Here is a 13,596-nt window from a genome sequence, read left to right as displayed (position 1 = left end):
GGTCCTCCCTAGGCGCCGAAGAGACTGGCGAACCAGAAACGCTCGAAGCCCGCCTTGACCGCCCGGAACAGCCGCATGCCGCCCAGCATGCGGCAGTCCGGGTGCGGGGCGCGGCCGTAGAGCTTGTCGGTGAAGTCGCACCAGACGGCGGCGCCCATGTAGCCCGTGTCCATGACACACACGCCCACCATGTTGTAGAGCTCGCCCACGAAGACCCCGCGCACCCGGTCGAGGATCTGGGTGACCACGTGGTCGGCCTGGAGGTGCGCGAAGACCCCCGCCATGCCCAGACCGATCGTCGGTGCCACCACGTCGCCGATGCCGTAGACCTCGGGGTACCGGGGCGAGATCATGGCCGGGAGCACCACGTCCATGTAGCCGCCGGCGGCAGCCAGCGGCGATGCCCGCACGGGCGCCGGCGCCTCGTGCGGCGGGACCACGACCGCCAGGTCGTACTCCAGCGTGCGGCCGTCGGCGGCGCGCAGCACGCGGCGGTCAGGATCGTGTGCGGCCAGGGTGAAGCCGCCTTCGAAGCGCACCCGAAAGTCGCGCATGAACCGGCTGAAGCCGTCCACCATGAGGGGGCCGAAGGTCTCCATGGGGCGCTGCCACGGATGGAACACCGTGATCTCGGTCCGGTCGGAGACGTGACGCTGGTCGGCCAGGTAGCGCAGCATGAACGCCACCTCGAACGGCGCCGGCGGGCAGCGGTAGGGCCACGCCACCGGCCCCACGACGACCCGGCCCCCCTGGAAGGTCGCCAGCCGCTGGTGCAGCGCCAGCGCGTGGTCCAGTTCCCACGGTGCTTCCACTCCCTGGAGGGTGGGGTCCTCCTTCAGCACCGCCCCCAGGGCGACGATGAGGAAATCGTAGTCCACCGTGCCCTGCTCGGTCACCACCCGCCGTGCGTCCGGGTCGATCGTCTGCACCGTCGCCTGCATCACCCGTGTGCCGTATCGCGCTTCGAGCAGGCGCAGCGGCCGGCGTACCTCGTCAGGGCGACGCCGGCCGGTCATCACCCACAGGTAGGACGGCCGGTACTCGTGCCAGGGGCTGCGGTCGATCAGCACGACCTCGACCTCGCCCGGGCGGCTCCACTGGGCGAACCGTCGGGCGGCGATCGCCCCGCCACTGCCCCCGCCCAGGATGACGACACGTCGCATGGCTGGCCTCCTCTAGGCTGCAGATCGCTCGTCGCGCCAGGCGGCCCCGTGGGGTGCGCTCCACGCGGTGTCCCGGCCAGACGCCGACGCTGCCTGGCGCGCCGGTCCCTCCCATCCACGCACAGGACTACTCGGCGTCGCTCAGACCTCCTCCAGCAGCAGCCCCCGGCGCAGCGCGTAGCGCACCAGCTCCGCACGGGTGCGGAGCTCGAGCTTCTCGAGGATGCGCGCGCGGTAGGTCTCGACGCTCTTGGGGCTCAGGAACAGGCGTTCGGCGATCTCGCGGGTCGTGTATCCTTCTGCCACCAGCTTCAGGACCTCGCGTTCCCGCTCGGAGAGCCGGTCGTAGCTGTCCTGCTCCTCACCCGCCCGCACCCGGGCCACGAAGTCTTCCAGCAGGGCGCGCGCCGCGGCCGGGTGGAGGTAGGCGCCACCGGCGGCCACGGTGCGAATGGCGGTGATCAACTCGACGTCGGCCGCGGTCTTGTTGACGTAGCCAGCCGCCCCGGCCTTCAGCACCGGAAACAGATAGCGCTCCTGGGCGTGCACCGTGAGGATCAGCACCTGGGTCCGCAGGCCCAGCGCGCGGAGCTGTCGCGTCGCCTCCAGCCCGTCCATCTCGGGCATGCCGATGTCCATCACCACCACGTCGGGATGCGTCTGCGCGGCCAGGGCCACGGCCTCTCGCCCCGTGGACGCCTCGCCCACCACCACCATGTCGGGTTCGTGCTCCAGCAGCGCCCGCAACCCGGCGCGCAGCACCGGGTGGTCGTCAGCCAGCAGCACGCGAATCGTGTTAGCCACCGTCGACGGCCCCCGGTGCGGCGACGGGCAGCGGGACCGTGGCGGCGACGGTGGTGCCGGCGCCCGGCGCCGAGCGGATGTCCAGGCGGCCGCCCACCAGGGCGATGCGCTCGGCCATCCCTGCCAGGCCCAACCCGCTGGCGCCGTTGCGTGCCGCCGCTGGGGTGGCCTGCCCTACCGCGCGGCCGACGCGGGCGGGGTCGAAGCCAACACCGTTGTCGCGGACCTCCAGGTGCACCTCGCCCATGCCATGCCACAGGCGCACATCGGCCGCGGTGGCCCTCCCGTGCCGGCGAGCGTTGGTCAACGCCTCCTGGGCGACGCGGTACAGCGCCAGCTCGACCTCCGGCGGCAGCCGCCCGTTCAATCCGGCGGTCACGGTGACGCGCATCTCGCCGGAGGCGTTCAGGGCGTCGGCATGGGCAGCCAGCGCCGCAGCCAGGCCCAGGTCGTCCAGGACCGACGGACGCAGCTCCACCGCGATGCGGCGGACGTCGTCCAGGGCCCGTGCGGTCAGTGCCCGCAGCTCACGGACCCGTGCCCGGACCTGCGTCGGCTCGTCCGTCTGCTCCAGCAGCCGCAGGCGCACCAGCAACGAGGTGAGGGCCTGCGCCGCCTCGTCGTGCAGCTCGCGGGCGATGCGCCGGCGCTCCTCTTCCTGGGCGCGGAGGATCTGCCCCGGCAGACGGCGCAGCCGCTCGGTCTGGGCGTCCAACGCCGCCACCATGCCGTCGAAGGCGTCGGCCAGGTGCTCCAGGCGCTCGTCCCACAGCCCGTGCCGCTGGACGCGCACGCCGGTGGCGCCGGTGCGTACCGCCTCCACCGCCCGCTGCAGGTGGTCGAGGGGACGCAGCACCGCCCGCAGCACCACGAAGTTGGCCAGCACGCTGGCCGCGATGCCTGCCAGCAGGAAGCCGGCGATCAGCTCATAGTGCGGCGACGACGGGTGGGCGGCCCCGTGGCGCACGGCGATCAGGGTGCCCCCCACGGCACCGATCACGATGATGGCGGCGTTGGCTCCGAGGATGCGGTGCAGGATCGGCACGCGCCGCCAGAGCCGCTGCCACCGGCCGCCGGGTACCGGCGACGTCTCAGCCTGCGTGTCCGTCACCGCGCACCTACCTCGCCGCCGCCAGCGCGCCGCCGGCCAGGCGCCGGTGGGCCCTGGCCACGAGTTCCTGGCGGTAGGTCTGCAGGTCCAGCGGACGCCGGGCGACGCCGTCGGCCATGGCGGCTTCGGCCACGGCGGGGGCCACCCAGACCAGCACGCGGGGGTCGAGCGGTTTGGGCAGGAAGTAGTCGGGGCCGAAGGTCACCTGGGTGAGCCCGTAGGCGTCGCGGACGGCGAGGGGCACGTCTTCCTTGGCCAGCGCCGCCAGCGCCCGGGCGGCCGCGATCTTCATGCGTTCGGTGATGGCGCGGGCCCGCACGTCGAGCGCCCCGCGGAACACGAAGGGGAACGCCAGGACGTTGTTCACCTGGTTGGGGTCGTCGGAGCGGCCCGTGGCCATCAGGACGTCGGGACGCGCCGCGCGCGCGTCGGTGTAGGTGATCTCGGGATCCGGGTTGGCCATGGCGAACAGGATCGGACGTGGAGCCATGCGGCGGACCATCTCGGGCGAGACGATCCCGCCCACCGACAGGCCCACGAAGACGTCGGCTCCCTCCAGGGCCTCGGCCAGCGTGCGCGCCTGCGTCTGGACCGCAAAGCGCGCCTTGTAGGGGTTCATGTTGACCGCACGCCCTGCGTAGACCACCCCAGTGGTGTCCACCAGGGTGATGTGCTCGCGCGGCATGCCCAGCTCCACGAAGAACGCCGCCGTGGCGATGGCCGAGGCGCCGGCGCCGCTGATGACGGTGCGTACGCTGTGCACGGGTTTGTCGGCCAGTTCCAGCGCGTTGAGCAGCGCGGCGCCCGTCACGATCGCCGTGCCGTGCTGGTCGTCGTGGAAGACGGGGATGTCCAGCAGCGCCCGCAGGCGCTCTTCGATGACGAAGCAGTCGGGGGCCTTGATGTCCTCCAGGTTGATGCCGCCGACGGTCGGGGCCAGCGCCCGCACGATCCGCACGACCTCGTCGGGGTCGGTGGCGTCGATCTCGAGATCGAACGCGTCCACGTCGGCGAAGGCTTTGAAGAGCAGCGCCTTCCCTTCCATGACGGGCTTGGCGGCCAGGGCGCCCGTCTGCCCCAGCCCGAGCACGGCCGTCCCGTTGCTCACCACGGCCACCAGGTTGCCCCGGGCCGTGTACCGGTAGGCTGCCTCGGGGTCCCGCTGGATCTCGCGGACCACCTCGGCGACCCCGGGGGTGTAGGCCAGGCTCAGATCACGCTGCCCGGCGCAGGGCTTGGTGATGGCGACGGCCAGCTTGCCTGGCCGTCCCCGGGCGTGGTACTCCAGCGCTTCCTCACGGGTGATCTGCACGGCACCGCCTCCAGGGTGGCAGACGCCACGGTTCCTGTTCCAGCGTAGCGAGGCTACCTGCGCCCTCCATCGGGCAGGGGCCCGATTTTCCCTGGGGCGGACGCGGGGCGCCCGTGCGGGGGCGGATCGGCTCGGCGCCCGATTGGCCGCCCGGTGGGACCCGGCCTATCGTCGAAGGGGACGGCCGGAGGTGGTGACGATGGCAACACTGCAGCGCATCCTCGTGGGCACCGACCTCTCGGAGGTCTCGCCGGCGCTGTACGCGCTGGCGCACGCCCTGGCCCGCCAGTCCGGGGCGCGTCTCGTGGTCGCGTACGTGGCCGATCCCGGCGAGTACGACGAGCTGCGCCGCGAGCGACCCATGGGCGTGGACGAGTTCATCGAGCGGTTCCGCGCCACCATCCTGCTCGACTTCGAGGACGCCACGGACGGGGCGCAGCCCGCGCAGGTCGTGGTGCGGATGCGCCAGCGTGGCGTGGCCGAGGACCTGCTGCAGATCGCATCCGACGTGGAGGCCGACCTGGTCGTCGTTGGTACCCACGGCCGCACCGGCCTGCGGCGCGTCCTGCTGGGCAGCGTCGCCGAGGCGGTCATGCGGCACGCTACCACGCCGGTGCTGGTCGTGCCGCACGCGGTGGCGTCCAGGTTCGCGCCCGCAGCGCGCGCTGCCCCGACGACCGCCGGCGGGTCGGCGACGTAGCCCGCGACCTTCGCCGCGTCCGGCGGGGCGTGGCATGCTGAAGACGGCTGCACACGCCACGCCGGCCAGGGGCTCGGCCGCGTGACCGGTACGGGTGGGAGCTGACCGGCCGGGTCCCGCGCGCAGCCCGGGCTCCGCGGTGCGGTGGTGGCCTGGCCCGGGCCCGCCGGTCGGGCGGGGACGGTGTGGGGGGCGGGCATGCGGCTCGCGCTGGTGGGGGACGTGATGCTCGGGCGGCTCGTGAACGAGGCGCTGGCGCGCCTGCCGGCCACGTACCCCTGGGGCGATGTTCTGCCCGTCCTCCGGGCAGCGGATGCGCTCGTGATCAACCTGGAGTGCGTGCTGGCCGACCGCGGGCGGCCGCAGCCCGGCAAGACGTTCACCTTTCGGTCCGACGCCAGGAACGTCGCGGTGCTGACTGCTGCCGGCGTCCGGGCCGTGTCGCTCGCCAACAACCACACGCTGGACTACGGCGCGGGAGCGTTGCTCGAGTGCCTGGCGGTGCTCGACCGGGCAGGCATCGCTCGCGCCGGTGCCGGCCGCACCCTCGACGAGGCTCAGGCGCCGGCGGTGGTGCAGGCCGGCGACGGCGTGCTGGCGCTGCTCGCCGTCACCGACAACGAGCCCGGCTGGGCGGCGACGGCCGACCGGCCCGGGGTGTGGTACGTGCCCGTCGACGACCCCGACAGCCCCGCGTTCCGCGCGCTGCTGGCCCAGGTGGCCCGGGCGCGCGAGGTCGCCGACCTCGTGATCGTCTCGGCGCACTGGGGCCCCAACTGGGGGCTGGCCCCGCCGCTTGCCCACCGGACGGCGGCGCAGCGCCTGCTGGAGGCCGGGGCTGGTGTGGTCTACGGACATTCGGCCCACGTCGTCCGCGGGGCGGCGTGGGGCAAAGACGGCCTGGTGCTGTACAGTTGCGGCGACTTCGTCGACGACTACGTCGTCGATCCGGTACAGCGCAACGACTGGTCGTTCGTGTTCGTGCTGGACGTGCGCGGCGGCCGCGTGGAGGGGGTGCGGCTGGTGCCGACCGTGATCCGCGACTGCCAGGCCCGTCTGGCGCGCGGGGCGGAGCGCGACGCGATCGTGCGACGGATGCAGCGACTGTGCGCCGACCTGGGCACCGAGACGCGGTGCACCCCGGACGGCCTGGAACTCCTCGCCCCCTTCTGATCGGGAACCGCCTGTCATCCCACCCCCCACGAGCACAGGCGGTGGCCTGCGCCCCCCACCGATGGGAACCGCCGTCGCGGGCACCGGTCCGGGGCCGGGGGATCCGCGGCCACGGAAAATACGTTCCGCGCCCGATGGCGCGTTCGGGGACATATGGTATTGTTGAGATCGAGGAGCGCAAGTTGACGGGCGAAGTAGCCGAGTCAAACGCTCCGTACGTGGACGTCGAGAGTCCACCAAGTGTACTTCGGGGGTAACTCCGGAGAACGGCTGGCGGACGGTAGACACCGGCGGCGGAGCCAAAGACGGTGAAAAGCCCGTCGACGAGCGCTCCTCTTCGGTTCTGTCGGCCTCTGGCTTCGTCGCGACTGCGATCCTGCTACGATCGTTCCAGGGACGCCCATCGGTCGCTCGCCCCAGGAGACGGGCGGCCGCCGCGATGAGCGCCGCGAGAGGGTGGGCGATGGACGAGGAACACGCCGTGCACATTCCCGCCAACGGCGAGGTGCTGGAGGGCGGTCTGGTGCTGCCCGCGCGCAGCGCCGGCCTGGTGCTCTTCGCCCACGGCAGCGGCAGCAGCCGGTGGAGCCCCCGCAACCGGCACGTCGCACGGGTCCTGCAGCAGGCTGGGCTGGGTACGCTGCTGTTCGACCTCCTCACGGCCGCCGAGGAGGCCGAAGACGTCCGCACCGCGCGGCTGCGGTTCGACATCCCGCTGCTGGCGCGCCGGCTGCTGGCGGCCACCGCGTGGGCGCGCGCCGACCCGCGCACACGCCACCTCCCCATCGGCTACTTCGGCGCCAGTACCGGTGCGGCCGCAGCCCTGGTCGCCGCGGCACAGCGCCCGGAGGACGTGGCCGCCATCGTCTCGCGGGGCGGCCGCCCCGACCTGGCCGCCGACGTGCTGGATCGCGTGCGCGCACCGACGCTGCTGATCGTTGGCGGGCGCGACCTGGCAGTGCTCGAGCTGAACCGGCAGGCCCTGGCGGCGCTCCAGGCCGAGAGCGAACTCGCCATCGTCCCGGGTGCCGGGCACCTCTTCGAGGAGCCTGGCGCCCTGGACGAGGTGGCGCGGTTGGCCGCGGGGTGGTTCCGCCGGCACCTGCACGCAGCGTAGCAATCTCCTCGGGGAAGACGTTGATGTCGGTGTGGCAGACGACCAGCTGATCCGCTCTGCGACCCGAGGCCTGAGGGCGCTCAACGTGGAGCGGGCGTCTCGCCTCCCCTAGGACGCGCAGCCTGAGGGGACGCCAGAAAAGCGCCGCCAGTTCTCCACTTGCCACGCACCCTGACGCTTGTTGGACCGGCAGCGCCTGAGGGGACGCTAGAAAAGCGCCGCCAGTTCTCCTCCTGCTGCTGTGGCGACGCCGGCTCGTGGTCCTCGCAGTCCACCCGCAGCAGGCCGTCGCCGAAGGGGGCGTCCACGAACTCGCAGTGGTGGGGTGTTTGGGGGTCGGCGTGGGCGTACGGCCGGAAGTACCGACAGGTGACGCACATGCGGGACACCGGGATCCGTCCCGCCTTCTGGAGGTGCCGGATGGTCTTGAGCAGCACCCGGAGGAAGGCAGCCTGCTCGGCCTCGGGCAGGGACCGCACCGCCTCCAGGAGCAGCTCCGGCCAGCCTGCCACGCGCTCCGCTTCGTTGCGGCCTGCGGCGGTGAGGACCAGGAGCCGGGCTCGGCCATCCTCCGCCACCCGGTGCTTCCGGACCAGGCCCTTGCGCACCAGGGCATCAGCGGACTCGCTGGCGGTAGCGGGGGTGACCGCCAGGGCTTCGGCGACCTCAGACACCCGGGCGCCCAGCCGCCCCCGGAACCTCAGGTAGCCCAGGATCTGCGCCTGGGTGGGCGTGAGGCCCCGTCCCATGGCCTCTTCCCACGCGTAGCTGCGCAGGGTGGTGCTGATGCGCCCGAGCGCCTGGGCCACGCGTTCGACGGTCTCCTCCCGGCTCCCAAAGGGACCTCCTAACCGCCCGCTCCTGGTCATCGCTGCCTCCTTGACGCTCCGCTGCCCTCTATAGTACATTGTTAGCACTCCAAAATACAGGAGGGTGGTTCCCGTGACCCACCGTACGCGTACCCTGGCCGTGGCGGCCCTGGCCGCCGCCGTTCTCCTGCTGCCCGCGGCGCAGCCCGTCCTGGGCGCCCCCGCTGTGCGCCGCTACCAGGTCGTCATGAAGTTCTGGAAGGCCACGGTGGCGGAGGTCTCCACCATCGCGGTGACCAACCTCCCCGCGGACGCCTTTGCGTACGCAGGCGAAACCGTGGAGTTCGTGGTGCGCAACGACAGCCCCATCCCGGAAGGCTTCGCCATCGACGCCTTCGGCGTCAAGGAGGTCCTGCAGCCCAAGGAGACCAAGACCGTGCGGATCCGCAACGTCCGTCCGGGCGCCTACACCATCTACTGCCACCTGCACCCCATGAGCGTGCACTACACTGGCACGCTCCTGGTGGCGCCGCGCCGCTGACCGCAGCTCGGGCCCCTTCGGGACTCAGAGGACCGAAGGTCACCGGGAGTCGCTCTCAGGAGCCTTCCGACGACGGCCCTGCAAGGCGACTCCGCCCTGGACGCGCTTCGTGGGGGAGGCGGCGTAGTAGCCGCTCCCGCGCCGGGGTGTTACGCCACCGAGGCGTCCTCGAGCGCAGCTGACGATCGCTACTCCCGCAGCGCCGCCAAGCGGTCGGGGTGTCGGAGCTTGGCGAGCGCCCGGTTCTGGATCTGTCGGGCCCGCTCGCGCGTGACGCCGAAGATCCGCCCCACCTCGTCCAGCGTGTGCGGCCGGGCGCCGGCCAGCCCGAACCGCAACACGAGCACCCGACGTTCCCGCGGGGTCAGCTCCGCGAGCGCCCGAGCGAGGATCTGCCGTTCCAGGGCGGCGAAAACAGGCTGCTCGGGGGCCAGCGCGCCGCGGTCGGAGACGAACTCGCCCAGGGTGGCTTCTTCTTCCTCGCCGACGGGAAGGTCCAGCGAGACCGGTTCCTGAGCAACCTGCGTCAGGTCGCGCACCACGGCCGCCGACAACCCCGTCGCGCGTGCCAGCTCGGTGGGGGTCGGCTCGCGTCCCAGGTCCTGGCGCAGCTGGTCGGTGACCCGCGTGAGTCGTGCCAGCGTGTCGCGGACGTGCACCGGCAGTCGTACCGTGCGCGCCTGGGCCGCGAGGGCACGCGTGATCGCCTGACGGATCCACCAGTGGGCGTACGTGCTGAACTTGAGCCCCCGGCGCCAGTCGAACTTCTCCGCCGCACGCAGCAGGCCACGATTGCCTTCCTGGATCAGATCCAGCAGCGGCACCCCACGCCCGACGTACCGCTTGGCCACCGCCACCACCAGCCGCAGGTTGGACTCGACCAGCCGCTGGTAGGCCGCCCGGTCGCCCTGCTCGATCCGGCGCCCCAGCGCTGCTTCCTCCTCACGCGTCAACAGGGGCGCCCGTGCGATCTCCGACAGGTAGACCCGCAGGATGTCCTCGCCGTCGCCTGGCCGTTCGACGGCGGTCAGGTCCTCCGTGCGAGGGTGGAGAGCGACCGGCGGGCGAACGGGTACGGCCGCCGCAGGCCGGCGTCGGCGCGGCGCAGACGGGCGCGACCGTTGCACGGCCAGGTCGGATCTCCGCGGGTGCGGCCGATGAGGTCGTAGCCGGCCGCGAGGTCGCGGGAGCGCGGAACGCGCGGCCGTAGCGCGCACCTCAACCCCTCCCCATGTGCTGACAGACTGCGGCAGGACCGAACCACTGACGTCCGCCACCGACGCTGGGTCGCCACGCACCCGGCAGCGCGTGCGACGACCCCGATGCCCGCATGGTCGACCCTCCGCGGCACACCCGCGCGAGCGGGTGCCGTCTCCATGCTATGGCGCGCGGCGGTGTGGTGGTATCGGGCCCCTGCCCGATTCGCACCGGACCTCGGTTCCAACTGGCGGTCACCGGGCCCGCCCGTCGGTCCGGCTACAGCCCGCTGGCCGGTCCGGCTACACGGCAAGCCCGCGCAGCGTCCGCACGAGGTCGACCGCCAGGCGGGCTTTGGGCACCCAGGCGTCGGCCTGCAGGCGCAGCGCCGCTTCGCCGTAGTGGGGTTCGGTGTCGCTGGTGGTCACGACCACCCGAAAGCCATGCTGCGCGCGCAGGCGGTCCAGCACCGTTCGCTCGGGCCCCAGGCAGGTCCGCAGGTCGACGACCAGCACGTCGGCCGGTTCGTCTGCGCTACTCGCGTACTCCCGTAGCGACCGGGCATGTCCGACGATCCGGATGCCCGCGACGCCACAGAGCAGGTCGGCGATCGCGGCGTGGATCTCGGGCAAGGGGTCGACGATGGCGACGCGCAGCGCATCGGTCATGGCCGGTCGGCTCAACCATACGCGCGAGGACGGGCCGCGTGAATCGGGCCCTCGCCCGATGGGCGGCAGTGCGCGGGCCGCCCCGGCCCGGCGGCCGACGGGAAGATCGGGCCAGCGCCCGATCGGGATTCCACACCGCGGCCGATGGCGAGCGTCCGGGCCCCCGGGCTACACTGCTCGGGAAGGATCGTTCAGGAAGGCGCGTGGAGAGGACGGTGCGCCATGCTGGTCCGTGACTGCATGACCCCGGATCCCCGGACGATCGAGCCCGACGCAACGCTGGAGGACGCGCTGACCCTCATGCGGGCCTTGCGGGTGCGTCACCTGCCGGTGATGCGCGGGCACCGTCTGGTGGGCGTCGTGACCTGGACCGACCTGATGCGGGCTGCCCCGCCGATGGAGTCGCTCCCCGGCCGCCGGCTGGCTGCGCTGCTGAAACAGACCTACGTGCGCGACGTGATGACCCCGGATCCACTCACGGTCGCGCCCGACGTGCCGGTGGAAGCCGCCGCGCGGCTGCTGCGGGACCGTAAGATCGGGTGCCTCCCGGTGGTGGAGCAGGGGATGCTGGTGGGCATCGTGACCGAGAGCGACCTGTTCGACGCGCTGATCCACATGCTGGGGGGCGACCTGGCCGGGTTGCGCGTCACCGTCGAGCTGCCCGCGGGCCTGACCGACCTGGCCAGGCTGGCAGCGGCCCTGCAGCAGCGGGCGCGGCCCGACGAGCCGGTCGCACTCAGCGCCCGGTTGGACGGCACGGGGCGCCGGGCGCACCTCCGGGTGGCGACCGCAGCCCCCCTCGTGGTGGCCGAGCACCTGGCCGCATCCGGGTACGAGGTGTCGTACCTGCACATCGACCGGCCCACGCGGGCGCAGCGCGTGCACGTGCGATGAAGCGCGCGGCTCAGGCCACCCTGGCCGCGGCCTCGCGCAGGATGGCGTCGGTATGGCTGGTGCCCAGGAGATCGGCGCCGGCCTCCAGCAACGCCACTGCATCGGTGTAGGTGCGGATGCCGCCGGCGGCCTTGACGCCCAGCCGGCGTCCCACCACGCGGCGCAGCAGCGCCACGTCGGCCACCGTGGCCCCCGCGGGGCCGAAGCCCGTGCTGGTCTTGACGTAGGCCGCACCGGCGCGGGCGGCGATCCGGCAGGCCAGGCGCTTCTCGGCGTCGGTGAGGTACGCGGTCTCCAGGATGACCTTCACCGGCCGGCCGCGCGCGGCGTCGACCACACTGCGGGTCTCGTAGAACACCGTGGCGAGATCGCGGTCGCGCAGCGCGCCCAGGTCGAGGACCATGTCCACCTCCTCGGCGCCGTGGGCGACCGCCTCACGGGTTTCTGCGACCTTGGTGGCCACCGTGTGCCCGCCGTGCGGGAACCCGACGACGGTGACGACCTTCACGTACGTCTCGGCCAGTTCCCGGGCTGCGAGCGTCACGTGGCAGGGCTTGACCACCAGGGCCCGCACGCCCCACCGCACAGCGGTCTGCACGCCGAGCAGCACGTCCTGGCGGGTCGCCTGCGGATGCAAGACGGCGTGCTCGAGCCGTCTGGCGAGGTCTGCGGGGTCCATGGAGATCCCGCGGGGGTTCATAGAGATCCGCGGCGAGCCGTCACCGGCGGGTGGCGCGCCGCCGGCGCGCCACCCGCGACCCAGGCCGTGGGGCGCGCGCGGTCCGTCGTCCCGCGCCCGGCTGCCGGGCCGGGGTCGTGGTCGGCGGCGCAGCCGGCCCCGGGCGTGGGACGCCCGCTGCCGGGCCGGATGCCGGGGCGGGCGCCGTCCCTTCGCCGGCCCGCCCCGGGGCTGCCTCGTGCAGGTTCAGGAAGACGCGGATCAGGTCGCTCGCGCTCACGATGCCCACCACGCGATTCCCCTCGACGATCGGGATCCGGCGCACCATCTGGTCGAGCATCATGCCCGCGATCTCGTCCAGCGGCGTATCTTCGGTGGCGGTGACGGGGTCGGGGCTCATCACGTCGCGCGCGGTTTCCCCCACGCGCCCCACCAGATCCACCAGGCTGATCATCCCCACCAGCTGGCCGTCCTTGTCGACGACCGGCGCCCCGTGGATGCGATAGCGCGTGAGCAGGTCGCCCACTTCCTCCACCAGCATGTCGGGTGTGACGACCACCAGGTCGCGCGTCATGATGTCGCCGGCGGTGAGCATCTTCGCACCCCCGCGTCCAGACGTGTGGGGCGGCTCCCGACGCGCTGCGCCACCCGGACGCGCACGGCCTCGCGCGTGCGTGCCTCCGGGTGCCCCGCGCCGTGCCCTTCTCAGGGTACGCGTGCGGCGCCGGCGCGGCCATCGGGTGCCTGCCCGATTCCGCTGCTCGGGTGCGCGGTGGAGGGTGCGGCGGCCGCAGTGTGCAAGCATGGTTCTCGGTGCAGACGACGCAGCCGGCGGCCGTGCGGCGCGGAGGATACGGCGGCCGCAGTATGTAACCATGGAGCAAGCTGGCAGTCTACGATGTGGGGTGAGCGATGACGTCCGGTCCATCCGATACCGCGCCGCTACGTCTGCAGCGCATTCTGGCGGCCACCGACTTCTCGCCCGGGGCCGAGCCGGCGCTGCGGTGGGCCATGGGCCTCGCCGCGCGCTTCGATGCCCGGGTGACGCTGCTCCACGTGCTCGACCTGAGCCTGGGAGCCCTGGCCGGGCTGCCGCCCGAGATGGCGGCCATGCCGGCGACCATCGAGCTGGCCGAGCGCGTGCGGGCCGAGGCCGAGGAGCAGATGCGCCGGCTGGCGGCACGCTTTCCCGACGCCGTGCCCCTCCTGCGGGAGGGCACGCCGCGGGCCGCGATCCTGGAGGTCGCAAAGGAGATCGGCGCGGACCTGATCGTCATGGGGACGCACGGCCGCACCGGGCTCGCGAAGGTCCTCTTCGGCAGCGTGGCCGAACACGTCGTGCGCCACAGCCCGGTGCCGGTGCTGACGGTGCGTCAGCCGGACGCCTAGCCGTGGATCGGCGGCGACGCTGCGCCGGCAGGGTCGCCC

14 protein-coding genes and 1 pseudogene are annotated in these 13,596 nt (G+C 72.8%); 6 read left to right on the top strand and 9 right to left on the bottom strand.

The window, feature by feature from the left end; translation table 11 throughout:
- Positions 1–8: 8 nt before the first annotated feature.
- The 4 genes and pseudogenes from QN157_03250 to QN157_03235 form a co-directional block, all read right to left on the bottom strand.
- Positions 9–1,163, bottom strand: a complete 1,155-nt coding sequence (locus QN157_03250) for an FAD/NAD(P)-binding oxidoreductase (GenBank protein ID MDR7554601.1) — start codon at positions 1,161–1,163, stop codon at positions 9–11.
- 141 nt (positions 1,164–1,304) lie between these two features.
- Positions 1,305–1,967, bottom strand: a complete 663-nt coding sequence (locus QN157_03245; GenBank protein ID MDR7554600.1) for a response regulator transcription factor — start codon at positions 1,965–1,967, stop codon at positions 1,305–1,307.
- Positions 1,960–3,078 (bottom strand): sensor histidine kinase, encoded by a 1,119-nt coding sequence (locus QN157_03240; protein MDR7554599.1) that lies wholly within the window; start codon positions 3,076–3,078, stop codon positions 1,960–1,962. The genes QN157_03245 and QN157_03240 overlap by 8 nt, the downstream gene beginning before the upstream one ends.
- 52 nt (positions 3,079–3,130) lie before the next feature.
- Positions 3,131–4,390: pseudogene (locus tag QN157_03235) on the bottom strand (malic enzyme-like NAD(P)-binding protein).
- Positions 4,391–4,589: 199 nt separating this feature from the next.
- Here QN157_03235 and QN157_03230 point away from each other — a divergent pair.
- The 3 genes from QN157_03230 (at position 4,590) to QN157_03220 (ending at position 7,380) form a co-directional block, all read left to right on the top strand.
- Positions 4,590–5,090, top strand: coding sequence for a universal stress protein (locus QN157_03230; protein MDR7554598.1), 501 nt, complete (start codon positions 4,590–4,592; stop codon positions 5,088–5,090).
- Positions 5,091–5,288: 198 nt separating this feature from the next.
- Positions 5,289–6,263, top strand: coding sequence for a CapA family protein (locus QN157_03225; GenBank protein ID MDR7554597.1), 975 nt, complete (start codon positions 5,289–5,291; stop codon positions 6,261–6,263).
- Between the two features lie 463 nt (positions 6,264–6,726).
- Positions 6,727–7,380 carry a dienelactone hydrolase family protein gene (locus QN157_03220; GenBank protein MDR7554596.1) on the top strand — a complete coding sequence of 218 codons (654 nt, stop codon included), beginning with the start codon at positions 6,727–6,729 and terminating at the stop codon, positions 7,378–7,380.
- Between the two features lie 80 nt (positions 7,381–7,460).
- Here the strand turns inward: QN157_03220 and QN157_03215 are convergent, their stop codons facing one another.
- Entirely contained in the window at positions 7,461–8,249 is a 789-nt protein-coding gene (locus QN157_03215) for a MarR family winged helix-turn-helix transcriptional regulator (protein ID MDR7554595.1), read from the bottom strand.
- A gap of 73 nt (positions 8,250–8,322) precedes the next feature.
- On the opposite strand from QN157_03215, the gene QN157_03210 reads away from it, so the two are divergent.
- Positions 8,323–8,730, top strand: coding sequence for a cupredoxin domain-containing protein (locus tag QN157_03210; GenBank protein MDR7554594.1), 408 nt, complete (start codon positions 8,323–8,325; stop codon positions 8,728–8,730).
- A 188-nt stretch (positions 8,731–8,918) separates the two neighbouring features.
- Here QN157_03210 and QN157_03205 read toward each other — a convergent pair whose 3' ends face one another.
- Together QN157_03205 and QN157_03200 are read right to left on the bottom strand one after the other, a co-directional pair.
- Positions 8,919–9,857, bottom strand: a complete 939-nt coding sequence (locus QN157_03205) for a sigma-70 family RNA polymerase sigma factor (GenBank protein ID MDR7554593.1) — start codon at positions 9,855–9,857, stop codon at positions 8,919–8,921.
- A 372-nt stretch (positions 9,858–10,229) separates the two neighbouring features.
- Positions 10,230–10,595: a hypothetical protein gene (locus QN157_03200; protein MDR7554592.1), complete on the bottom strand. Its 366-nt coding sequence runs from the start codon at positions 10,593–10,595 to the stop codon at positions 10,230–10,232.
- Between the two features lie 222 nt (positions 10,596–10,817).
- On the opposite strand from QN157_03200, the gene QN157_03195 reads away from it, so the two are divergent.
- Complete coding sequence (locus QN157_03195) at positions 10,818–11,489, top strand: CBS domain-containing protein (GenBank protein ID MDR7554591.1); 672 nt, start codon at positions 10,818–10,820, stop codon at positions 11,487–11,489.
- A 10-nt stretch (positions 11,490–11,499) separates the two neighbouring features.
- On the opposite strand, the gene deoC is transcribed toward QN157_03195, so the two are convergent.
- Positions 11,500–12,189 carry a deoxyribose-phosphate aldolase gene (gene deoC / locus QN157_03190; protein ID MDR7554590.1) on the bottom strand — a complete coding sequence of 230 codons (690 nt, stop codon included), beginning with the start codon at positions 12,187–12,189 and terminating at the stop codon, positions 11,500–11,502.
- Positions 12,190–12,208: 19 nt separating this feature from the next.
- A complete protein-coding gene (locus QN157_03185) occupies positions 12,209–12,763 on the bottom strand; it encodes a CBS domain-containing protein (protein MDR7554589.1) in 555 nt (184 codons plus the stop codon).
- 317 nt (positions 12,764–13,080) lie between these two features.
- Here QN157_03185 and QN157_03180 point away from each other — a divergent pair, with 317 nt between their 5' ends.
- Positions 13,081–13,557 carry a universal stress protein gene (locus tag QN157_03180; protein MDR7554588.1) on the top strand — a complete coding sequence of 159 codons (477 nt, stop codon included), beginning with the start codon at positions 13,081–13,083 and terminating at the stop codon, positions 13,555–13,557.
- Positions 13,558–13,596: the final 39 nt, after the last annotated feature.

Source organism: Armatimonadota bacterium (genome assembly GCA_031459855.1).
GTDB classification, from domain to species: Bacteria; Sysuimicrobiota; Sysuimicrobiia; order Sysuimicrobiales; family Humicultoraceae; genus Fervidifonticultor; species Fervidifonticultor primus.
Note: the sequence above shows the minus strand (reverse complement) of the source record. Positions and strands in the feature narration are given on the sequence as shown.